The following is a 22,354-nucleotide window of genomic DNA, read 5'->3' as shown; positions in this document are numbered from 1 at the left end:
GCTTCTGCGGGCCTGCCGCCCGTCCCGCCGGGGTCGGTGTCCTTGTCTGTGGGTACGGCGCCCGATTCGGTGGAGACGGCGGTCGCTTCTGCGGGCCCACCGTCCGGTTCGACGGGGTTGGTGGTCTTGTTTTCGGGGGTGCTTTCCTCTTTGGAGGCGTGTGGTTCGTTGGATGCGGTGCCTGGTTTTGCTGGGGTGGGGGTTGGGTTCTTGGGTTGTGGAGCGGGTTCTTGTGGGCGGTCGGGCGAGTCCTGTGGGGGTTCGGTCATGCGGATTCTCCGATGTTCGGGGGGATCACGACGCGGATGCGGCAGCCGCTCGGGGTGTCGAGGACGGTGATGTCGCCGCCGTGCAGGTCGGTCGCCCAGCTCGCGATGGCGAGCCCGAGACCGGTGCCGCCGCCCGGTGTTCCGGCGCGGGGGCCGGATGCGGAGCCGCGGGTGAAGCGTTCGAAGACACGGGCGCGTTCCTCCGGTGGAATGCCAGGTCCCTCGTCGGTTACTTCGATGACGAGCCCGCCCGGGAGGTTCGCTGAACGTGCCGTCACGGTTACGGGTCTGCCGTCCGGGCCGTGCCGGGTCGCGTTGTCGAGCAGGTTCGCGACGATCTGGTGGAGCCGGTCGCGGTCGGCGACGGCGCGCAGGCCGGGCGCGACGTCGGACTCGAACACGGCGTCCGGGTGCCCGGCGGTGGCCTCCGCGAAGACGTCGGCGACGAACGCGGCCACGTCGATGTCGGCCACGTCCAGCGTCGCCGCGCCCGCTTCGACCCGCGACAGGTCCAGGAGCTGCGTGACGAGGCGTCCGAGTCGCTCGGTCTGGTCCAGCGCCGATTCGAGGACGTCGGGCGTCGCGGGTGTGACACCGTCCGCGACGTTCTCCAGGACGGCCCGCAGCGCGCTGATGGGGGTGCGCAGCTCGTGCGACACGTTCGCGACGAACTCGCGGCGCTGCCGGTCGACCTCGGCGAGGTCGGTGGCCATGCGGTTGAACGCCTGCGCCAGCTCGCCGACCTCGTCCCGCGACGTGGCCCGCACGCGGCGGCTGTAGTCGCCGCGCGCCATCGCCCGCGCCGCCGTCGTCATCTCCCGCAGCGGCGCGGTCATGCCGTGCGCGACGAGCTGTATCACGACGACCGAGATGAGCAGGCCGACCGGCATCGTCTCCCGCGCCCGGAACCCCAGCGGGTACCCCCACAGGACGATCAGCACGGCGACGCAGGCGGTGACCACCACCACGACGCCGAACTTCACCTTGATCGACCGGAGCGGGTCCAGGGGCCGGGGCAGCCTTGTCCACAGCCTGTGGACGAATCCCCGCTCGACGGCCGTCACGACGTTCCCTCCAGGCTGTAGCCGACGCCGTGGACGGTCCGGATCAGGCCCTGTCCGAGTTTCCGCCGCAGCGCCTTGACGTGACTGTCGACGACCCGCGTCCCCGACGCGTCGGCCCAGTCCCACACCTGTTCCAGCAGGACGGCGCGCGTCAGCACCGTCCCCTGGTTGCGCATGAGGCAGGCGAGCAGGTCGAACTCGGTCGGCGTGAGGTGCACTTCGCGGCCGTCGCGGCGAACCCGGCGGGCCCGCGGGTCGACCTCCAGCGCGCCCATCCGCACGGGCTCGTCCGGCACGGCGTCTCCCGCTCGTGGACGGTCGACGCGCCGCAGCACCGCCCGGATGCGGGCCACGAGCTCCCGCATGCTGAACGGCTTGGTCACGTAGTCGTCCGCGCCGACGCCGAGCCCGACGATGAGGTCCGTCTCGTCGTCGCGGGCGGTCAGCATCAGCACCGGCACGGGCCGTGCCGCCTGCACCCGCCGGCAGACCTCCAGCCCGTCGAACCCGGGCAGCATCACGTCCAGCACGATGAGATGCGGCTCGTACGCGCGGGCGCGCTCGACCGCCGACGGCCCGTCCCCGGCGACCTCGACGCCGAAGCCCTCAGCCGTCAGCCGGTCGGCCACGGCCCGCGCGATCGTCGGCTCGTCCTCGACGACGAGGATCCGCGTCTCGTTCCCAGTCACGCACCAGACTCTAGAAGCCCGCGATGTACGCAATGAGCGTGAAATGTGCAGGACTTGTGAAGAACTACGGCCCGATAGGCCAGGTGTGGACGGGGTCGTTGTGGCGCATGTGGTCCACATAGGACCGGGTCATCATGCGCAGGGCCTCGTGTCTCGGGGTGCCGAAGGAGTCCTCGATGGCCTGGACGGTGTCGATCTGCCAGGCGGCGCCCGTCTGGCCGGTGACGCAGCGGCGCTCGATGATGCCGAGGAGCCGGTCGCGGCGGGCCGGGTCGACGCCCCAGCGCTGAAGGCCCTCGTGGGCGAGGGGGAGGAGTTTGCGGAGGATGAGTTCGGCGGCCGGGACTTCGCCCAGGCCGGGCCAGTAGAGGGTGGAGTCGAGCCCGTCGCGGGCGGCGCGGTGGAGGTTCTCTTCGGCGGTGGCGAAGGACATGCGCGTCCAGACGGGGCGTTCGTCCTCGGCGAGCATGCGGACGATGCCGTAGTAGAAGGCACCGTTGGCGATGACGTCGGCGACGGACGGGCCGGCGGGCAGGACGCGGTTCTCCACGCGGAGGTGGGGGCGGCCTTTGACGACCGCGTAGATCGGACGGTTCCAGCGGTAGATCGTGCCGTTGTGGAGGGTGAGTTCGTCCAGTTCGGGGATTCCGCCGTCGTCGAGGACGGCGCGCGGGTCCTCGTCCTCGCAGAGGGGCAGCAGGGCGGGGAAGTAGCGGGTGTTCTCCTCGAACAGGTCGAACACCGAGGTGATCCAGCGTTCGCCGAACCAGACGCGGGGCCTGACGCCCTGGGCCTTGAGTTCGTCCGGGCGGGTGTCGGTGGCCTGTTCGAACAGGGTGATGCGGGTTTCCTGGAAGAGCTGGTGGCCGAACAGGTAGGGGGAGTTGGCGCCCATGGCGACCTGCGGGCCGGCGACGGCCTGGGCGGCGTTCCAGTACGCGCCGAACTGGTCGGGGCTCACCTGCAGGTGGAACTGGACGCTCGTGCAGGCGGCCTCGGGGAGGATCGTGTCGGCGTGCATGTGCAGCGGTTCGTGCCCGTCGATGGCGATGCGCATCTCTTCGCCGCGTGCCGCGAAGATCTGGTCGTTCAGCATCTTGTAGCGGCTGTTGGCGGAGAGGGTCTCCTCGCCGATGTCCGTGCGGCGCAGTGTGGGCAGGATGCCGATCATGGCGAGCCGGCCGCCGACCTCGCGGGCCCGGTCGTCGGCGTGCTGGAGGTGGTCGCGGACCTCCGCCTCCAGCTCGCCGGTGCTTTCCCCGCCGAGTTCGCGGGGCGGAATGTTGATCTCCAGGTTGAACTGGCCGAGCTCGGTGGCCCAGGCCGGGTCGGCGATCGCCTTGAGCACGTCCGCGTTGCGCATCAGGGGGTCGCCGATCGTGTCGATCAGGTTCAGCTCGATCTCCAGGCCGATGTGGGGGTGCTCGAAGTCGAACTGGGATTCGCCCAGCATGCGGGCCAGCACGTCGAGGCACCTGCGTACCTTGTCGCGGTACCGTCGCCGGTCCTCGCCGCTGATGGTGACCGAAGCCACGTCCCTGCCCATGTGTCCGTCCCTGTGCTCCGGAAGAACCGTCATAAAACGGGATGTCCCGGTGAGAGGAGGTGAAAACCCGGCATCAGATTTAGGGCTCCCCGATTTGTGACCGGCGGGTAGCGTTATGCCTCGTCCGGAACCGGCAACCCCAGCGGGGAGGCCCATGAGCCTGCGCCCCCGGTCCATCCGGGCCAGGGACACGCTCGTCGCCGCCGTGATCGCCGCCGTCGTCTTCGGCATCACCGCGGTGGGCGTGGATTTCGCCGTGCGCAGCGCGGTCAAGGCCGACGTCCTGCGGCAGACGCAGGTCGAGGGGCGGCGGGTCAGCGGCGGCGTCCGCGACGGCACCCTGAAGGGGCCCATCTCGGACGACACCCGCGGCCGCGTCCTGATCCAGGTCGTCGCACCCGGCGGACGTGTGACGAACGCGACACCCGCCATTGCGGGCAGGCCGCCGGTGAGCAGACTCTGGCCGTCGAGCAACCTGCGGGTCCGCGACTACACCGAGTGCCACGGCGGCTGGCCCGGTCGCGAATGCCTCGTCCTGGAGGCCATCCGCGCCACGACCGCGCCCGACTCCGTCGTCGTGTACGCGGCGTCGCCGCTGCCGTCCTATCTGGTGAACGGGCTGCTGGAGGCGCTGCTGGCCGGGGGCGTCCTGCTGCTGGCCGGGGCGGCCGCGTGGGTCACCTGGCGGGTCGTCGGCCGTACCCTCGGCCCGGTCGAGGCGATCCGCGCCCAGCTCGCCGAGATCAGCGCCACCGACCTGAGCCGCCGCGTCCCGGAACCGCCCGGGCACGACGAGATCGCGCAGCTCGCCCGGACCGCCAACGCGACGCTCGACCGGCTGGAAAGCGCGGTCGGACGGCAGCGGCAGTTCGCCTCCGACGCGTCCCACGAGCTGCGCACCCCGATCGCGGGCCTGCGGGCCAACCTGGAGGACGCGTCGATGCACCCCGACGACAACGACCTGCGGGCCGTCGTCGAGTCGGCCCTGCACGACACCGACCGGCTGGAGTCGATCGTCACCGACCTTCTCCTGCTCGCCCGCATCGGAACCGGCGGAACGGCCGCGCAGGAGCCGATCGACCTGTCCGCGCTGGCCGACGCCGAGGTCGGCCGCCGCATCTTCACCCTGAAGATCGTCACGGAGTTCACCGGGGACGTGGTGGTGCGCGGCGTCCGCATGCAGCTGGTCCGGCTGCTGGGCAACCTGCTGGACAACGCCGAACGCTACGCCGACTCGTCCATCACGGTCGAGGTGGCGCGGCTGGACGGCCGGGCGCTGCTCACCGTCACCGACGACGGCCCGGGCATCGCGACCGCCGACCGCGAGCGGATCTTCGAGCGGTTCACCCGCCTCGACACCGCCCGCAGCCGCGGCACCGGCGGCACCGGCCTCGGCCTCGCGATCGCGCGGGAGATCGCCCAGGCGCACGGCGGCACCCTCCACGTCGAGGAGCGCCCGGCCGGCGCCCGCTTCATCCTGCGCCTCCCCCTCGCCGCGACGTCCCCCGACCGGCGGCCGGACCGGGCCTGAGCCGCGGCACGCGAAAGGGCCGCCCACAGCCTGTGGACGGCCCCCGTGCGTCGAGTGCCCCTACGCGTGAGAGTTCCTGTGCGTCGAGTTCCCGTGCGTCGAGTTCCCGTGCGGCAGGTCAGGCCAGGACGGCCTGGACCTCAAGCTGAATGTCGACCTTGTCGCTGAGCAGAGCCTTCTCGCCGCCCTTGATCGGGATGTTGAACTCGATGCCCCAGTCCTTGCGGTTGATCGTGGCCCCGGCGGAGAAGCCGGCGCGCGTCCCGCCCCAGGGGTCCTCGCCGACGCCGTTGAACTCGACCTTGAGGCTCAGCGGACGGGTGACGTCCTTGATGGTCAGGTCGCCGTCCAGGTAGTACTCGTCGCCCTCGGCGCGCACACCCGTGGTGTTGAAGGTCATCGTCGGGTACTTCTCGACGTCCAGGACGTCGGACGTCCGGACGTGCGCGTCCCGGTCGGGGTTGCGGGTGTCCAGCGAGGCCATCTTGATCTCGGCCGTGGCCGTCGACTCGCCGAGCTCCTCGGCGATCTGCACGCTGCCGGTGAAATCGGTGAACGTCCCCCGCACCTTGGTCATCAGGTGGCGGATGACAAAGGTGACCTCAGAGTGCCCGGGGTCGATGTTCCAGGTCCCGGCGGTCAGTTCGGGGGCGACGGTGGCGATGCTCATGGTGGCTCCTGTGTCTTATGTGTTTGAAACTTCAACGACTCTGCAGAGGTTAGTTGAGGGTTCAAACACTTGTCAATCCCCCGTTGTTCCGGACGACCGTCAAGGCCTGGCAAAGGTCCGCCACCAGTCCCGAAACACGGTCCGCAACTCGGTCCACACACCGTGCAACCCGATGGCGGCCTCGTGCGTAATCAGCGGGCACAGAGGCGGTCCGGAAGGACGGCATGGGGACGAGAAGACCCGTCCTTCCGGCATTCATGAACATCGGGAGTCTTCTTGAGCGACGAAACCGTGAGCGACGAAACACCGCACGGCGCGGTTCGCCGGGCCCGCGGGCCGGCGGCCGGCACGGCCGCACTGGCGGCCATCGCCATCCTCGCGAGCGGCTGCGGGGGAGGACAGGAACCGGCCGCGAAGGCGGCGCCGGCGGGCGGCGCGGGCGAACTGCCCCAGGCCACCACCTACACCACCCTGAACGACCTGCCGCGCGACCCGGCCCCCTCCGCCGCCGTGGACGGGACGGTGGTGCACCCGAACGAGGCGGCGCCCGTGTCGGCCAAGCCCGGCGCGCCCGCCGTCGCCGAACTCCCGGCCACCCAGCTCAAGGGCCCCACCTGGGTTCCCGTGCTGGAGAGCCGTCCCGGCTGGCGGCGCGTGCTGCTCCCGAGCCGTCCCAACGGCGTCACCGGCTGGATCCCCGATGCCGGGCTGAAGACCGCGCGCAGCACCCACGTCGTCAAGGTGGATCTCAGCGACCGCAAGATGACCCTCGTCGACTCCGGACGCCCGAAGGGAACCTGGTCGGTGGCGGTCGGCGCGCAGAAGACGCCCACCCCGACCGGACGGACGTTCCTGCTCGCCTCCCTCGCCCCGGCCAAGCCGACCTACAGCCCGCTGATCCTGCCGGTCGGCGCGCACTCCGACACGCTCGACACCTACGGCGGCGGCCCCGGGACGGTCGCGTTCCACGGCTGGCCGTCCACGTCCGTCTTCGGCAAGGCCGTCACGCACGGCTGCGTGCGCGTCCCCGCGGACGCCCTGAAGCTCCTCGCCAAGGTCCCGCTCGGCACGCCCGTCCACATCACGGACTGACGCGCCCCCAAGTCTCCGGCCGTGAGGCCGGTTCCCCGCTCACACCCCCAAGAAGCTCAACACCCGACCAGCTCGAAACGCCTGACCAGCTCGAAACATCCGATCGGCTCAAAGACACCCGATCGACTCAAAGACACAAGGAGAACAATCGTGCGTTTGCAGGCACTCACGAAGTGCGTGGCCACCGTCGGCGCGCTCGCCCTGCCCTTCGCCGTCGCCGTCCCCGCCGCGTCCGCCACCAGCGGCGGCGCCGGCTCCGCCTTCGCCATCTCCGCGAGCGGGCCCGTCGCCATCCCGCAGACCCCGTCGGTGACCTCCACCGCCCAGAAGCCGGAGCGCAAGAGCGTCGCCGAACTGCCGGACAACCCCCTCGTCCAGGCGGGCGTGCTCAACGCCGCCGCCTGGTCCGGGCACGGCCGCGCCTCGGTCGCCGACCTCAAGATCGCCAAGCTGGGGCTCAGCGCCAGTGCGGTCACCGCCAAGTGCGAGAACGGCAACGGCATCTCCCACCTGGTCAAGGCGTCGCTGAACGGCAAGAAGCTCAAGGCCGCCGCGACGCCGAACAGCACCGTGAAGGTCGACCTGCCGAGCCTCGGCAACGCCACGGTCACGCTCAACAGGCACGTCCGCGACAAGGACGGCAGCCTCACCATCACCGCCATCGAGGTGAGCCTGGTCCTCGCCGGCAAGACGCAGACGATCAGCATCGCGTCCGTCACCTGCGGCAAGGCCGGCGACAAGCCCGGCGAGCCGTCCAACCCGGGCAAGCCGGGCGGCGACCCGTCCGCGTCCCCGGCGCCCGCCCCGTCCGGCCCGCCGAGCGCCGCCCCGGTGCCCACCCCGGTCACCGGCGACCTGCCCGTGACCGGCTGACCCCGTCCACGGCCTGAAGGACCCGCGCCCCCACGGCGCGGGTCCTTCTCGTCGGCCTGCCTCGTCGGCCTGCCTCGTCGGCCTGCCTCGTCGGCCTGCCTCGTCGGCCTGCCTCGTCGGCCGGGCGCGTCGGCCGGGCGCCCCGATCCGCCGGTTCAGCGGGCGCGGTCGTAGACCAGGCCCATCTCGCCCAGCTTGCCGGTCTCCTGGTGCGTCAGCGTCCACTTCGACGCCGGCAGGCCGTCGTCGAAGAGCCGCTGCCCGCTCCCGGCGATCTCGGGGGTGATCATGAGATACAGCCGGTCGATCAGGTCCGCCGAGAGAAGCGGCCTGATGAGGCTCGCACTGCTGTTGACGAGCAGGTCGCCCCCGCCGGCGGCCTTGAGCTCGGCGACGACGTCCGGGGCGGGGGCGTTCACCACGCGGGTGCGTTCCCACGGCGCTTCGGTCAAGGTGGTCGAGAAGACCACCTTTTCCGCGTTGACCAGCCACGTCGCGTATCCGCGATCACGCGGATCGGCGTTCTCGTCCGCGGCGACCGATGGCCAGAACCCCAGAAACCCCTCGGCGTTGACCCGGCCGAGCAGCGCCGTCGTCGCCCCCTCCCAGATGCGGGTGAGGTGGGCCCGCGCGACCTCGGTGGTCGCATACGGGACGATCGCGCCCAGATCGGCGGCCCCGCCAGGGCCGTTGTATCGCCCGTCGAGGGTGAGATTGATGTTCGCCGTCACCCTGCGGCCGGTGGTCTGCTCCGTCATCTCATGCTCCTTCTGTCGTTGTCGTGCTCGGCGCCGTCATGCTCGTTGTCGTGCGAGTCCCCGGCGAGGCCCTCCGCGAGCTTGTCGAGGCATTGGCCGAAGCCGATCTCGATGCCCGCGATGAAGTCCGCCGAGGCGACGGTGCTGTCGGTGATCCGCCAGTGGACCTCAAGATCGGTGCCCGTGCCGGTGGGCCGGAGGTCGAGGGCGACGTGGGCGGTGAAAGCCGGGCCGCCCTCCGGAAGCAGCGGGGACAGCCGGTAGGCGAGGTGCTCACCGGGACGTACGTCGTCGACGAATCCCTCCGCCCGCCCGGCGACCGCGTCGGAGCCGTCGGCGTCCTCGGCGTCGCGGTACTCGTGGAGGATCCGCCCGCCCGGTCGCGCCTCGAAGACGAGCTCGGAGACGCGGAGGGTGTCGGGCGTCCACCACCGGGACAGCAGCGCGGTGTCCGTCAGGTGGTGCCAGACCACGTCGGGGCGCCCGCTCAGCGACCGGAGGAAGCTGAACGAGCGGCCGTCGGCCCACCCCGGCGCCTTTGCGGCGAGCCGCTCCGCCTGGAGGCTGCGCCCGTGGCGGTCGAAGGTCTCGCGCATGCCGCCGGCCTGGTCCGCGATGTCGGCGAGCCGGCCGAGCGCGGCCGCCAGATCCCGCAGGGGACCGGGCCGGAGCTCATAGATGCGGCGCTGGCCGACGCGCCGGGAGGCGACGACGCCGGCCCGCTCAAGGGCCTGCAGGTGCTTGGTCGTCTGCGGCTGGCGCGCCCCGGCGAGCTGGGCCAGGACGCCGACCGAGCGGGGCCGCTCGGCCAGCAGGCCCACGAGCCGCCAGCGAGCGGGGTCGGCCAACGCGGTGAGAAGTGCCTCCATGAGGAAGAGTATTCTCCACGACGAATATTCGTGTCAAGGAATATTTCCGGGAAGCCGGCCTCGCGTGAGCCGGGGGCCTCTCCACATCCGGTCAGGCCGCCCGCCCTCGCCGGTGAACCGATCTAGACTCCCGTCCTTCACCGGCGAAGGAGAGGGGCCGCCCGATGGGCGAGTTCGGAACGGCTGCGAAGCACGATCCCTCGGACGAGGACGCGCTCAAGCCGCACATCCCGCACTCGGCGCGGGTCTGGAACTACCTGCTGGGCGGTAAGGACAACTTCGAAGCCGACCGCCGGGCCGCGGAGAACGCGATCAGGCTCAAGCCCGACATGCAGGAGCAGGCGCTGGCCGACCGCCGGTTCCTGGGACGCGCCGTCCGGTACCTGACCGGCACCGAGGGGATGCGCCAGTTCCTCGACATCGGCACCGGGCTCCCCACGGCGGACAACACGCACCAGGTCGCGCAGCGGGTCGCGCCCGGCTGCCGGATCGTCTATGTGGACCACGACCCGCTCGTCCTGGCGCACGCCCGCGCCCTGCTGGCCAGCAGCCCGGAAGGCGAATGCCACTACATCGACGCCGACCTGCGCGAACCGGACAAGATCCTCGCGGAGGCAGGGACGCTGCTCGACTTCACCAGCCCGATCGCCGTGATGCTCGTCGGGATCCTGCACCACATCGAGGGCGCCGAGAAGTCCCACGCGATCGTGCGGCGGCTGATGGAGGCGATGCCGTCCGGCAGCCGCCTCGTCGTCAACCATCCGACCAGCGTCGTTCACGGCGAGCGGTCCGAGCGCAGCGCCCGGACGTGGAACGAGTCCGGCGGCAGGCCCACCGTCACCCTGCGGACCCCGGACGAGATCGCCGCCTACTTCGACGGCCTCGTCCTGGCCGAGCCCGGTGTGGTGTCCTGCTCCCGCTGGCGCCCGGACCCTGTGATCGGCGAACCTGAAGTAGACGCCTACTGCGCCGTCGGCCACAAGCCCTAGGACGCGGTGCTCTTACCGAGACGCCCTGGGGCTTGCGGGGGCGGCCCTTTGTGGTGGGGTGTTCCGCACGTAGGAGAATCCCAGGCAGTCGAGCGACGGGGGGATGCGGGGATGGCACGGCGGGGTGCGGCGGCGGTGGCCGTGATGGTGCTCATGGCGCTGGTCGCGGCATGCGATGGCGGGCGCACGCCCGCCGGCGGCCCGACCGCCGCGCCCGAGTTGAAGCGGCTGTGGGACGTCCCGTTCAACGGCCCCGCAGAGAAGGTCTGGACCGGCGAGGGGCTGTTCGCCGTGTACACGTCCAAGGACGGGCTGCGCGGCTTCGACGCCGGGACCGGCGCACTGCGGTGGAAGTTGCGGCTGCCGGACGGTGCCGACGGCATCTGCGGCCTGTCGGATCGTCCCAACGCCGACGGCATCGCCGGCGTGGTCTTCCGTTCCCCTCAGAAGACTCATTTGGGGAACGGCTGCGACATCGTGGGAGCGGTGGACACCGGCGACGGCAGGCTGCTCTGGTCCCATCGCGGGATGGCGAATCTGTCCGACGTCAGCACGGGCCCGGCGGTCATCACCGTCACCGGCCGCAAGTCCGACCAGCCTGACCGGAACGGGGCGCAGCGCCTCGCCGTCCGCAGCGGCAAGGTGCTTCCCGCCATCCTCCCCGAGGGCAAGGCGCGCCCCAATGACACGTTCCATGACGGCGTCCATGTCGCCCTACGCCGCGACCGGGGCGAGAAGGCCTCCTCCTTCACGCTGTACGACTCGGAGTCGGGCAAGCGGCTCTGGAGCACGGACCCGGCGGAAGGGACGCGGCTGCACCGGATCATCGCCGGCGACCCGGTGACGCTGGAGGTCACCGTGGACGGGAAACGCTCCCTGCGGACGTATGACGCGTCCGGCGAACCGCTCCGGACCATCGGCATCCCGGGTGAGGTCGCCGGCGGCGTCCCCGGCAGGAGCGCCAACGGGTGGAAAACGGTCAGTGGACGCGGACCGCTGGTCAGCGGCGGCGTGCTGGTCACCGGCTTCGAAGGCGGCCCCGGGGTCCACGGCGCCGAGGTCCACGCGTTCGATCTGGAGACCGGCGGGACGCTGTGGAAGCGGCCGGCGGGCGAGGCGGCGGTCGTCGCGGTCGGCGACGACGTCGTGCTGGCCAGCGCCCGGGTCCCGGGCGAGGCCCCCTCCACTGACCCGGGGATGGAGGCAGCCGGGCGGCGGCTCTTGCGTTCGGCCCTGCGAGGTGGCCGGTACCGGGAGCTGGGCCTCGTCCCCCGCCTGAAGGTGCGCGGCTCCGACGGGAACTGGAGGCCGGACGACTTGCAGGTGGTCCCGTTCGCCTGGGACGACGGACGCGTCTACGTCTTCCACCACCGCACCAAGGGCTCGGCCATCGCGGCCTACCAGCTGCCCCGGTGACGAGCCCTCAGCGAGCACGCGTGGCTAGGACGCAGCGGACTGAGGGTGGCTGCCCTGGAGGGGGTGGGTGCTGCCCTCCAGGAGGACCCTGGCGACCTGGGGCGGGTCGTCGGACATGGGGACGTGGCCGCAGCCCTCCAGCCAGACGAAGCGGGCGTGGGGGAGGCGGCGCTGGGCGCGGATGGCCTGGCTGCGCAGGAGGAGGCGGTCCTTGGTGCCCCAGGCGATGGTGACGGGGACGTCCGCGCAGGAGCCGACGAAGCGGGTGGTGCGGCCGGCGCGGAGGGTGGGTTCGAAGCCGCGGGCGTCGCGCATCGCGCGGGCGTCGCCGGTGAGGGCCTCGATGTCCATCAGGTCGGGGCGGCCGTAGACCATGCCGAACATCGCGGTGCGGCGGCGTGGGGAGCGGGCCAGGCGGGTGAGGAGAGTGTCGGGCACGCGGGCGCCCAGGCGGGACGCGCGCAGGACGGACGCCGCGTAGCGCAGTTCCAGGGCGTTGAAGAAGCCCGCGGGGGACAGGGCCGTGGCGGAGCTGACGAGGCCGCGGTCGGCGGCTTCGAGGGCGAACAGGCCGCCCAGGGAGTTGCCCGCGATGTGCGGCTTCTCCAGGCCGAGGTCGTCGAGCGTCCTGGACAGGACGGTCAGGACGGTGTTCAGCGTGTACGGGGTGCCGGGCGGCAGCGGCGGGGAGTCGCCGAAACCGGGCAGGTCGACCGCGATGACGTCGCGTTCGGCGGCGAGCAGGTCCATGACGGGGAACCAGCCCTGCCGGCGGTGGCCGATGCCGTGCAGGAGGACGAGGGGCGGCCCGTCGCCGCGGCGCTCGAAGACGATGTCCACGGGCCGAGGGTAATCAGAAGTTACTCACCGGTCACTAGTGACGCTCGTCACCTCTGCCGGGCGGCGGTGCTCCAGCGCGTCGCGGAGCTGGGCGCGGCCCCGGTGGATGCGGGAGCGGACGGTGCCGAGCTTGACGTTCAGGGTCGCGGCGATCTCCTCGTAGGACAGGCCCTCGATGTCGCACAGGACGACGGCGGCCCGGTACTCGGGAACGAGGGCGTCCAGCGCCTTCTGGATGTCGGCGTCCAGGTGCCGGTCGTCGTAGGCCTGCTGAGGGGTCGGTTCGCGGCCCTGCAGGCGTTCGGCGGCGTCGTCGCCGAGGGAGTCGAACCGGATGCGCTGCTTGCGGCGGGCGCGGTCGAGGAAGAGGTTCGTCGTGATCCGGTGCAGCCAGCCTTCGAACGTGCCGGGGCTGTAGGAGGACAGCGAGCGGAAGACCCGGATGAAGACGTCCTGGGTCAGGTCTTCGGCATCGTGCCGGTTGCCGGTCAGCCGGTACGCCAGCCGGAACACCCTGGTCGAGTGCTCGCTGACGATCTCCTCCCACGTCGGCGGGGTCCACGCCATCGCGCCTGCGCTCACCACTACCCCCGTCTGATACTGAATCGTTACGGCCAAGCATGCCGGTACCCGGATAAGAGCCGTGTAAGGACTGCCGGCGTGGCCGGATGAGGGCACCCCCGGAGGCGCGGATGTGACCCATCTCATTGGACTGGATTACAACAAGGATTGAGTTCGCCGTCCCGCCGCATGGAGGATCGGGATCAGTCCCCACCCCGACATGCCCCACCCCGACACGCGAGGACGTGCATGGTGCGAACCTACAACCTGGCCGACCTGCTGGAGATCCTGGCCGCGGCCGGGCCCGAGCGTCCCGCGCTGGTGGCGGGGAACGAGCGGCGCACATACGCGCAGCTCAGCGAGCGTGCGAGCCGGGTGGGCCACCATCTCGCGGCGGCCGGCGTGCGGCCGGGCGAGCATGTCGCGATCCTCGCCTACAACCGCGCCGAGTGGATCGAGGCGATGCTCGGCGCGTTCAAGATCCGGGCCGTGCCGGTGCCGGTGAACTACCGGTACGTCGCCGCGGAACTGCGGCACGTCCTGTCCGACTCCGACTCGGTCGCGCTCATCGGGGAGCGTTCGCTCTTGGCGAAGGCGGAGGAGATCCGCGCGGATCTGCCGAAGCTCCGGCACGTCATGGTGCTGGAGGACGGTGCGGTGCTGGAGGACGGTTCCGTGCCCGCGGACGGGGCCGGGATCCCGGGCGCGGTCGAGTACGAGAAGGCGCTCGCGGACGCCGACCCGGGCGACGGCTTCCCCGAACGCTCCAGCGACGACCGGTACATCATGTACACGGGTGGTACGACGGGTTACCCGAAGGGCGTCGAATGGCGCTGCGAGGACATCTTCTTCGGCGCGCTCGGCGGCGGAAACGTTCTCGGCGACCCGATCTCCAGCCCGGAGGAACTCGCCGCCAACGCCGAACAGCCCGCGATGGCCGTCCTCGACTGCGCGCCCGTCATGCACGGCGCCGGTCAGTGGGTCGCGTTCATGGGTTTGTTCAGCGGCGCCAAAGTCGTCCTTTACACCGACCACGCATTCGACGCCGACAAGGCGCTCCGGCTGCTCACCGAAGAGCAGGCGAATGTGCTGATGCTGGTCGGCGACGTAATGGCGCGGCCGGTCGCGAAGGCGCTGGCGGCCGGCGATTACGACACGTCCTCGCTGATGGCGGTCGCGTCCGGCGGCGCCCCGCTGACCGAGGGGGCGAAGCAGGCACTGGCCGAGCAGCTCCCGAACATCATGTTCCTCGACAACTACGGCGCGTCGGAGACGGGTGCGTGCGGCCCGTCCGTCGGCGGCAAGGAGGGGACGGCCCGGTTCATGATGAAGCCGGGCATCACCGTCCTGGACGACGACCTGAACCCGGTCGCGCCCGGTGAGATCGGCAGGCTGGCCCGCAGCGGCCACATCCCGCTCGGCTACTACAACGACCCGGAGAAGACGGCGTCGACGTTCTTCACCGACGCGGACGGCACCCGCTGGTCGATCCCCGGCGACTTCGCCTCCCTGGAGGAGGACGGGACGATCGTGCTCCTCGGCCGCGGCTCACTCATGATCAACACGGGTGGGGAGAAGGTGTACCCGGAGGAGGTCGAGGTCGCGCTGAAGGACCACCCGGACGTGGACGACGCGGTCGTCGTCGGGCTCCCGGACGAGCGGTTCGGCGAGCGCGTCGCCGCCGTGATCGCGCCCCGGCCCGGCGCGACGGTCACGCTCGAGGAACTGACCGGGTACTGCCGCGGGCGCCTCGCCGGCTACAAGCTGCCGCGCCAGATCACGGTGGTGGACGAGGTGCAGCGCACGGCCGTCGGCAAATCCGACTACAAATGGGCCCGGAGCGTCCTCGGCTAAACGGCGGAGGTTATACGGCGGGGTTATACCACGTCCGGCCACTTTTTCCCCGGCGGGCACCGGTCAAGAAATGATTGATGCCGAGGGAGCATGGCTTGGGCGCGTCCGGGCGAATAACTCCGGCATGAATGGGGATCGGCTGATACCGCTCGCGCGACGGTATCGTCTGCTCTCTGTGGTCGGCAGGGGCGGCATGGGCACCGTCTGGCGGGCGTACGACGAGATGCTGGACCGCGACGTCGCGGTGAAGGAGGTCCATCTCCCCGGGCGCATCACCGAAGGCGAACGGCGGGTGATGTGCCGGCGTCTGCTTTCCGAGGCGCGTGCCACCGCCGCGCTGAAACATCCGGGCGTGGTCGCCGTTCACGACCTCATCATGGAGAACGGCCGCCCCTGGATCGTCATGGAGTTCCTTGAGTCGTACTCCCTGAACCGTCTCGTCGCCGAGGACGGCCCCCTCGGCGTGCGCCGGACGGCGGAGATCGGCGCGGCGGTCCTGTCGGTGCTCCGCGCGTCGCACGCCGCGGGAATCCTGCATCGAGACGTCAAACCCAGCAACGTCCTGGTCTGCGACGACGGAAGGATTCTCCTCACCGACTTCGGCCTGGCCGTCCACATGGTCAACGACCACGAGACCGTCGACACAATGCCGGCGGGGATCGAGGGCTCTCCCGCCTACCTGTCGCCAGAGCGTGTCAACGGACTGCCCGGCTTGGAGGCGTCCGACCTGTGGTCGCTGGGCGCGACGCTGTACATGGCGGTCGAGGGTTTCTCGCCGTTCCTGCGTTGCCACGCGCTGGCGTCCATGATGGCGGTCCTGCTGGGCGACTATGCGCGTCCTGTACGGGCCGGGCCGCTGACCCCCGTCATCGAAGGACTGCTGCGGCAACGGCCTGAAGACCGCCTGACGGCGGAGGCGACGGCCGAGCTACTGCAGGACGTCGTCGGGACCGTCCCCGAGCCGGGCGCCACAGTGGCGACGCTGAGTCGTGTTCCGAACGGGGAGCGCGGCTTGTCCAGGCGGCGGCTGATTCTGCGCCGCCGCGCGCCGTGGGCGGCGACGCGCGGCGCGTGGGTGTCGCGGGACGCGGCCAGGTCCCGGGTGCGCGTGTTCCGGGGGCCGCGCGTCCCGTGGACGCTGCGCGGCGCGAAACCGTCCGGCGACCCGCAGGACGGCAGAAACCCGCAGGGCATCAACAACCCGCAGGGCGGCAGAGACCCGCAGGGCAGCCCGGCGCCGTGCGGTTCGCGGCGCGTCCGCGGCTGGTGGCGGCACCGCGACGCGTGGACCCCGCGCCATTCGGTGCGGCGCGCCGCAGGGGAGCGGCGGGTGCTGTGGAGGCCGCGCGTCCCGGCGCGGATGGCGGGACGCCGGGTGCGGCCCGGCGCCCTCGCAGGCGTGACGGTCCTCGCCGTGCTCGCGGCCGGAACCGGCACCTGGGCGGCCCGGTGGACGGCGATCGGCACGAGCGACTCGGTCGCGCTGCGTCCGGCGGCGGGCGTGACGGCCAAGACGACGAAGTACCGGGAGGCCGGCGGCTACTCGGTGCGCGTCCCGGCGGGGTGGCGGGCCGAGCGGCACGGGTCCCTGGTGCGCTGGAAGGACGTCCGCACGGGGCGGGGGCTGCGCATCTCCCCGGCGCCGGGCGACCCTCTGGCCGGGCTCCGCGCCGCGGAACAGGCGGCGGTGGCGGAGCACCGCTACCCCGGATATCGGCGGCTGCGGCTCCAGGCCGTCCCCGAGGTCATCGCCGGCGCGGCGGAATGGGAGTTCATCTGGAGGGGCGTGGCCGGCGGAGCGTACGAGAACGGCGTCAGGCACGTGCTGTGCAGCCGGGCGGCGGGGTACGAGTTCTGCTTCCACGCGCCCGACCGGCGGTGGACGCCGGGTCAGCGCCTCTACGACAAGATCCTGGATTCGTTCCGTCCGGAGCAGGGCTGAGACGAGCCGGGGGGTACGGCGAACGGCTCGGGGCCGGTCAGGTCGTCTGCTGGAGGCGCAGGAGGAACTCGGCGTTGGACGAGGTGCCCTTCATCTTCTCCAGGAGCTGCTCGACGGCCTGCTGCCGGTCGAGCCCCTGGAGGGCGCGGCGCAGCCGCCAGGAGAGCGCGAGCTCCTCGGGGGACATGAGCAGCTCGTCGCGGCGCGTGCCGGACGCCTCGATGTCGACGGCGGGGAAGATGCGGCGGTCGGCGAGGCTCCGGTCGAGCTTCAGCTCCATGTTGCCGGTGCCCTTGTACTCCTCGAAGAACACGTCGTCCATGCGGGACCCGGTCTCCACGAGGGCGGTGGCGAGGATGGTCAGCGAGCCGCCGTTCTCGATGTTGCGGGCGGCGCCGAAGAACTTCTTCGGCGGGTAGATCGCGGTCGTCGCGACACCACCGGCCAGGATGCGGCTGCTGGAGGGGGCCGCCAGGTTGTAGGCGCGGCCGAGCCGGGTGATCGAGTCGAGCAGCATGACCACGTCGTGGCCCTGCTCGACGAGGCGCTTGGCCCGCTCGACGGCCAGTTCGGCGAGCGCCGTGTGGTCCTGCGCCGGACGGTCGAACGTCGAGTGGATCACCTCGCCGCGCACCGACCGCTCCAGGTCGGTCACCTCCTCGGGCCGCTCGTCGACGAGCACGACCATGAGGTGGACCTCGGGGTTGTTCTGCGCGATCGCGTTGGCGAGGGCCTGGATGACCATCGTCTTGCCGACCTTCGGCGGCGACACGATGAGGCCGCGCTGCCCCTTGCCGATCGGGGCGATCAGGTCGATGACGCGGGTCGCGAGCGGCCCGGTGTCCAGCCGCAGCCGCTCGTCGGGGAACAGCGGCGTCAGCTTGCCGAACTCGGGACGATGCGCCGCCTCGGCGGGCGACACCCCGTTGACGGTCTCGACGGCGGCGAGGGAGGCGAACTTGTCGCGGCCCGACTTCGGCGGCCGCGCGGTGCCGGTGACGGCGTCGCCGGGACGCAGGTTGTCGGCCTTGACCTGGGCGAGGGAGACGTGCACGTCGTCCTGCCCGGGGTGGTAGCCGGAGGTGCGGACGAACGCGTGCTTGTCCTGGACGGCGAGGATGCCGTGGAACGGGACGACGGGCGCGTCGTCGGCGGGGCGCCGTCCCTGGCGCCCGCTCTTGCGGGCCCCTTGGGCGGGCACACCGTGCGCCTGCGACTTGTGATCGGCGCGGCGCTCTGCGGCGGGCCGTTCGGTGGTGAGGGTGGAAGTGGACATGTGGGTCCCTTCTCAGGCCGGTGCGGAACACTCCGCGCGGCCCGGGGTCGAATCCCGAGTACGGCGGCGGAACCCGCGGCGCGTACGCGAGAGAAATGTGAGAGATGCAGCTCCGTTCACCGGGCTGACGTCGACTCCCTTGTGCGGCGGTCCGAAACGCCGGTCTGCGCGCGTACCGAACCGGAGATCACCGAGCTCTCAGATGGCCCGGGCGGGGAAGAAGCGCCCTCGCCGCGAATCGCGGCAACTCGAAGACGTTGTCTCGACAGTACAGCACTCCGGGACGGTTTCGCATTCCCGGAGGTCGGTGACCATTTTCATGCGGGTGGTCCCCCTGTGGTCCCGGCGAACTGAGCTTCGTACGATGAGCCGCGTCGAAGCATAGGGGGGACGATGGCCGCCGGGCTGCACACAGAGGTCGCCGAGGGCGTGGCGACGATCACGATCGACCGGCCGGCCAAGCGCAACGCCATGTCGGCGGACATGTGGCGGGCGCTTCCCGGGATCCTGGACGATCTCGCCGTGAACTCCGCCGTCCGGGTCGTGGTGCTGACCGGGGCGGGCGGAAACTTCTGCGCGGGCGCCGACATCGGCGAGCTGGCCGACATCCACCGCGACGACGACTCGCACCTGTCGACGGTCGCCGAGCGGGCCCTCGCGGCGTTCCGCAAGCCGACGCTCGCGGCGATCGAGGGGTACTGCGTCGGCGGCGGCTGCCAGCTCGCCGCGGCCTGTGACCTGCGGTTCGCGGCGGAGGGCTCCCAATTCGGGATCACCCCGGCGAAGCTCGGCCTCGTCTACCCGGCCGCGGCGACGACCCGGCTCGTCCGCCTGGTCGGCCCGTCCGCCGCGAAGTACCTGCTGTACTCGGCGGACCTGGTCGGAGCCGGGCACGCGCTGCGGATCGGGCTGCTGGACGAGGTCGTCCCGGCGGACGGCCTGCGCGGGCGGGTCGCGGAGTTCACCGAGACCCTCGCGTCCCGGTCGCTGCTCACCCAGCGGGCGACCAAGGACATCGTGGACGCCATCGTCGCCGCCGGCCCGGTCGCGGAGAGGACGCGGTGGTGGCTGGAGGAGATGGCCGCCGTCGGCGAGGTCGAGGAGGGCATCGCCGCGTTCCTGGAGCGCCGCCCGCCCGGCTTCACCTGGACGGCCCCGACCCGCTGAGCGCGGTCACGTCGCAGAAGCGGCCCGGGGGGAGCCGGTGCAGGCGGCGGGCCGCGGTCTCCGGGTCGTCCAGCAGCGCGGCGCTTTCGGGGCGGAGCAGTTCGGCGAGGGGGAGGACCCCGCACACCAGCGACTCCGGTGTCCGGACGATGACGAGCGGCCCGAGCTGGATCCCGCCCCGGTCGGTGTCGCGGAGCGCGTCCAGCAGCGGCCGGGCCTTCTCGACGGAGTCCGCGCAGTTCCCGCTCAGCTCCTGCACCAGGTCGGTGAACTCGCGTTCCAGGCCGCGGGGGCTGTGCCCCGACAGGTAGTAGCGGTCACTCGTGGTGGACGCCTCGGTCAGCTCGACGCGCAGCCCGTGGCGTTCGGCGAACCGCTCGTACGGGCCGGTCAGGGAGGGCCGCACCGCGGACGGCCGGGCGACGACGGCCCCGGCCACCATGTCGGCGGGGGCGGCGCCGAGGGACGCGGCGACGGCCTGGTCGAGCCGCCCGACCAGGTGCGCGCGGAGCCCGGCGACCTCGGCGGCCAGCCGCTCCACGGCCGCGCGCTGCAGGTCGGCGGCCTCCCGCTGCCGGTTCAGCCGGTCGTTGACGTCCGGCACCATCCGGTCGTTGATCTGCGCGATCAGCGACCGGATGCGGGCGTCGGCCTCGCCGAGCGCCTCGCGGTCGCGGTCCTGCTCCCGCGTCAGCCGGTCCAGCCGCTCCCGCTGGGACGCGCGGAAACCCTCCAGCTCGTCCCGCGTGCCCTTCAGCGCGCGGAGCTGGGTGCGGATGTCGGCGATCTCGGGAGCGCCGGGAGTGCGTTTGCGTTCGAACGCCGAATACAGCTCGCGCCCGGCGATCGCCAAGCAGAGCAGGACCAGAATCACCGTCATCGCGCCCTCCCGGGGCCATCTCGCCGAGCAACATATTTCACCCGGCGCGGGCCCGGATAGGCCGATATGGCGCAGAGGGAAGCCGCGGGCGGCCCGCTCAGCGGTTGAGGTAGGCGAGAACGGCCAGCACGCGGCGGTTGTCGTCGCCGGTGACGGGCAGGTCGAGCTTGGCGAAGATGTTCGCCGTGTGCTTGGTCACGGCCCGTTCGGTGACGACGAGCCGCTCCGCGATCGCGGCGTTGGAGCGTCCCTGCGCCATCAGCTCCAGCACCTCGGTCTCGCGCGGGGTGAGGCGGCCCAGCGGCGTGTCGCGGGTGCTGGTGGCGACGAGCCGGGAGATGACCTCGGGGTCCATCGCGGTGCCGCCGGCGGCGACGCGGCGGACCGCGTCCACGAACTGCGCCGCGTCGAACACCCGGTCCTTCAGCAGGTAGCCGATGGCGCCGCTGCCGTCGGCGAGCAGTTCGCGCGCGTAGAGCTGCTCGACGTACTGCGACAGCACCAGGACGGGCATGCCGGGGACCTGCCGGCGCGCCTCCAGCGCCGCCTGCAGGCCCTCGTCGGTGAACGACGGCGGCAGACGCACGTCGACCACCGCCACGTCCGGGCGGTGGTCGAGCAGTGCCTTCAGGAGCGAGGGGCCGTTGTCGACGGCGGCCGCGATCTCGAAGTCGTGCGTCTCCAGCAGGCTGACCAGTCCCTCCCTCAGGAGGGCGAGGTCTTCGGCGATGACAACGCGCACGGCAGCTCCATGGTCACGATCGTCGGGCCGCCCACCGGTGAGCTGAGGGCGAGGACGCCGTCGAATGTACCGATCCTGCGCTCGATCCCGCGCAGGCCCGTGCCGCCCTCCATCGTGGCGCCGCCGCGGCCGTCGTCGGTGACGGTGATCCGCAGCATCCCGTTCTCGTACCGCAGGTCGACCCACACGCGGGACGCGCCGGAGTGCTTGGCGGCGTTGGTGAGGATCTCCGAGACGGCGAAGTAGGCGGCGGACTCGACCGGCGGCTCGGGACGCGCGGGCAGGTCCGCGGTGACCTCGGTCTTCAGCGGGTGGTCGAGCGCGAGGGCCTTGACGGCGTCGCCGATGCCGCGGTCGGCGAGCACCGGCGGGTGGATGCCGCGGACGAGGTCGCGCAGCTCGTGCAGCGCCTTCGCCGACGACGCGCGGGTCTCGGCCAGCAGGAACCGGGCCTTCTCGGGGTCCTTGTCGAGCAGGTGCTCGATCGCTCCGAGGGTCATCCCCATCGCGACGAGCCGCGCCTGCGCGCCGTCGTGCAGGTCGCGCTCGATGCGGCGCAGTTCGGCGGCGGACGCGTCCACGGCCTCCGAGCGGGTCTCGGTGAGGTGCCGGACGCGCAGCGCCAGCTCCGACTTCCTGGTCGGCCCGAGGATCACCTTGCCCCAGCGCCCGTACACGGCCATCATCTTCGGCGCGATCGCGAACCCGGCGGCGATGCAGACGGTGGCGACGACGACGGTGGACGCGATCCGCTCGGGGTCGCGGTCGTAGCCGCCGTCGATGTGGATCCACGTGTACCAGTCGCTGCCGCCGTAGTGGCCGATCATCCCGCCGGCGAACGTCGCCAGCGCGTACCCCCACAGCCCGTACAGGATCAGCAGGCCGGGCAGCGCGGCAGTGAAGATCACCACCACCGGGTCGGCGACCACCCACAGGTAGTCACGCCACGTCGCGGGGTCGGTGAGCAGCCGCACGAACCGCTTGACGATGCCGTTGAGGCCGGGCTCCTCGGGGGGTTCGGGCAGGTAGGGCCGCTCGATCTTGACGTTCGTCCACTTGTTGATCCGGGTGCGGTACGCGTCCAGCTGCGTGCGCATGAGCATCGTCGCGGACGGGAACAGCAGCACCCCGATGAAGCTCGTGATCATCGAGATGACCGTGATGAACCACAGGCCCGCCAGCGTCGCCGGGATGCCCAGCAGCATGAACGCCAGCCCCCGCCCCGGGGACCTCACGTGCCGCTGCAGTCGCGTCTCGTTCACCAATTCACCGTTCACCGGGGTCCTCCGCAGGTCACATGCCGTCTGGACTCCAGTCTTCTGGCAG

19 protein-coding genes and 1 pseudogene are annotated in these 22,354 nt (G+C 71.5%); 8 read left to right on the top strand and 12 right to left on the bottom strand.

What is annotated here, in order from left to right:
• Window positions 1-265: 265 nt before the first annotated feature.
• From AB0C35_RS16775 to AB0C35_RS16765, 3 genes are all read right to left on the bottom strand, one after another.
• Complete coding sequence (locus tag AB0C35_RS16775) at window positions 266-1,333, bottom strand: ATP-binding protein (protein ID WP_358456116.1); 1,068 nt, start codon at window positions 1,331-1,333, stop codon at window positions 266-268.
• Window positions 1,330-2,022 (bottom strand): response regulator transcription factor, encoded by a 693-nt coding sequence (locus tag AB0C35_RS16770; RefSeq protein ID WP_358456113.1) that lies wholly within the window; start codon window positions 2,020-2,022, stop codon window positions 1,330-1,332. Before AB0C35_RS16770 ends, AB0C35_RS16775 begins: the two co-directional genes overlap by 4 nt.
• A 64-nt stretch (window positions 2,023-2,086) precedes the next feature.
• Window positions 2,087-3,568, bottom strand: a complete 1,482-nt coding sequence (locus AB0C35_RS16765; protein ID WP_358456111.1) for a glutamate--cysteine ligase — start codon at window positions 3,566-3,568, stop codon at window positions 2,087-2,089.
• A 154-nt stretch (window positions 3,569-3,722) separates the two neighbouring features.
• Between AB0C35_RS16765 and AB0C35_RS16760 the strand changes: the two genes are divergently transcribed.
• A complete protein-coding gene (locus tag AB0C35_RS16760; protein ID WP_358456108.1) occupies window positions 3,723-5,099 on the top strand; it encodes an ATP-binding protein in 1,377 nt (458 codons plus the stop codon).
• Window positions 5,100-5,217: 118 nt separating this feature from the next.
• Here AB0C35_RS16760 and AB0C35_RS16755 read toward each other — a convergent pair whose 3' ends face one another.
• Window positions 5,218-5,769, bottom strand: coding sequence for a YceI family protein (locus AB0C35_RS16755; RefSeq protein WP_358456105.1), 552 nt, complete (start codon window positions 5,767-5,769; stop codon window positions 5,218-5,220).
• A 276-nt stretch (window positions 5,770-6,045) separates the two neighbouring features.
• Here AB0C35_RS16755 and AB0C35_RS16750 point away from each other — a divergent pair, with 276 nt between their 5' ends.
• Window positions 6,046-6,861, top strand: coding sequence for a L,D-transpeptidase (locus tag AB0C35_RS16750; RefSeq protein ID WP_358456102.1), 816 nt, complete (start codon window positions 6,046-6,048; stop codon window positions 6,859-6,861).
• Between the two features lie 150 nt (window positions 6,862-7,011).
• A complete protein-coding gene (locus AB0C35_RS16745; protein ID WP_358456100.1) occupies window positions 7,012-7,734 on the top strand; it encodes a choice-of-anchor P family protein in 723 nt (240 codons plus the stop codon).
• 155 nt (window positions 7,735-7,889) lie between these two features.
• Here the strand turns inward: AB0C35_RS16745 and AB0C35_RS16740 are convergent, their stop codons facing one another.
• Both AB0C35_RS16740 and AB0C35_RS16735 read right to left on the bottom strand, forming a co-directional pair.
• The gene (locus AB0C35_RS16740) at window positions 7,890-8,492 is read right to left on the bottom strand and encodes a dihydrofolate reductase family protein (RefSeq protein ID WP_358456097.1); all 603 of its coding nucleotides are present in this window, start codon (window positions 8,490-8,492) and stop codon (window positions 7,890-7,892) included.
• Window positions 8,489-9,361 (bottom strand): metalloregulator ArsR/SmtB family transcription factor, encoded by an 873-nt coding sequence (locus tag AB0C35_RS16735; RefSeq protein WP_358456094.1) that lies wholly within the window; start codon window positions 9,359-9,361, stop codon window positions 8,489-8,491. Before AB0C35_RS16735 ends, AB0C35_RS16740 begins: the two co-directional genes overlap by 4 nt.
• Before the next feature lie 164 nt (window positions 9,362-9,525).
• Between AB0C35_RS16735 and AB0C35_RS16730 the strand changes: the two genes are divergently transcribed.
• Window positions 9,526-10,350 carry an SAM-dependent methyltransferase gene (locus tag AB0C35_RS16730; protein ID WP_358456091.1) on the top strand — a complete coding sequence of 275 codons (825 nt, stop codon included), beginning with the start codon at window positions 9,526-9,528 and terminating at the stop codon, window positions 10,348-10,350.
• Window positions 10,351-10,461: 111 nt separating this feature from the next.
• Entirely contained in the window at window positions 10,462-11,766 is a 1,305-nt protein-coding gene (locus AB0C35_RS16725) for a PQQ-binding-like beta-propeller repeat protein (protein WP_358456088.1), read from the top strand.
• 24 nt (window positions 11,767-11,790) lie between these two features.
• Here AB0C35_RS16725 and AB0C35_RS16720 read toward each other — a convergent pair whose 3' ends face one another.
• Together AB0C35_RS16720 and sigE are read right to left on the bottom strand one after the other, a co-directional pair.
• Window positions 11,791-12,606: an alpha/beta hydrolase gene (locus AB0C35_RS16720; protein WP_358456086.1), complete on the bottom strand. Its 816-nt coding sequence runs from the start codon at window positions 12,604-12,606 to the stop codon at window positions 11,791-11,793.
• 24 nt (window positions 12,607-12,630) lie between these two features.
• Window positions 12,631-13,173: an RNA polymerase sigma factor SigE gene (gene sigE, locus AB0C35_RS16715; RefSeq protein ID WP_358456286.1), complete on the bottom strand. Its 543-nt coding sequence runs from the start codon at window positions 13,171-13,173 to the stop codon at window positions 12,631-12,633.
• Window positions 13,174-13,416: 243 nt separating this feature from the next.
• Here sigE and AB0C35_RS16710 point away from each other — a divergent pair, with 243 nt between their 5' ends.
• Together AB0C35_RS16710 and AB0C35_RS16705 are read left to right on the top strand one after the other, a co-directional pair.
• Entirely contained in the window at window positions 13,417-15,021 is a 1,605-nt protein-coding gene (locus AB0C35_RS16710) for an acyl-CoA synthetase (protein ID WP_358456083.1), read from the top strand.
• Between the two features lie 70 nt (window positions 15,022-15,091).
• A complete protein-coding gene (locus AB0C35_RS16705; protein WP_358456081.1) occupies window positions 15,092-16,963 on the top strand; it encodes a serine/threonine-protein kinase in 1,872 nt (623 codons plus the stop codon).
• A 37-nt stretch (window positions 16,964-17,000) separates the two neighbouring features.
• Here AB0C35_RS16705 and rho read toward each other — a convergent pair.
• Window positions 17,001-18,113, bottom strand: a pseudogene (gene rho / locus AB0C35_RS16700) (transcription termination factor Rho); the annotation flags it as partial.
• Between the two features lie 519 nt (window positions 18,114-18,632).
• Between rho and AB0C35_RS16695 the strand changes: the two are divergent.
• Entirely contained in the window at window positions 18,633-19,406 is a 774-nt protein-coding gene (locus AB0C35_RS16695; protein WP_358456079.1) for an enoyl-CoA hydratase-related protein, read from the top strand.
• Here AB0C35_RS16695 and AB0C35_RS16690 read toward each other — a convergent pair.
• From AB0C35_RS16690 to AB0C35_RS16680, 3 genes are all read right to left on the bottom strand, one after another.
• Complete coding sequence (locus AB0C35_RS16690; RefSeq protein ID WP_358456076.1) at window positions 19,381-20,286, bottom strand: hypothetical protein; 906 nt, start codon at window positions 20,284-20,286, stop codon at window positions 19,381-19,383. The two genes, AB0C35_RS16695 and AB0C35_RS16690, sit on opposite strands and share 26 nt — an antisense overlap.
• A gap of 97 nt (window positions 20,287-20,383) precedes the next feature.
• A complete protein-coding gene (locus AB0C35_RS16685) occupies window positions 20,384-21,028 on the bottom strand; it encodes a response regulator transcription factor (RefSeq protein ID WP_358456074.1) in 645 nt (214 codons plus the stop codon).
• Window positions 20,992-22,290, bottom strand: a complete 1,299-nt coding sequence (locus AB0C35_RS16680) for a sensor domain-containing protein (protein WP_358456071.1) — start codon at window positions 22,288-22,290, stop codon at window positions 20,992-20,994. Before AB0C35_RS16680 ends, AB0C35_RS16685 begins: the two co-directional genes overlap by 37 nt.
• Window positions 22,291-22,354: the final 64 nt, after the last annotated feature.

This window comes from Spirillospora sp. NPDC048819, from assembly GCF_040650055.1.
Classification (GTDB): domain Bacteria; phylum Actinomycetota; class Actinomycetes; order Streptosporangiales; family Streptosporangiaceae; genus Spirillospora.
This window is presented reverse-complemented; position numbering and strand designations above follow the sequence as displayed.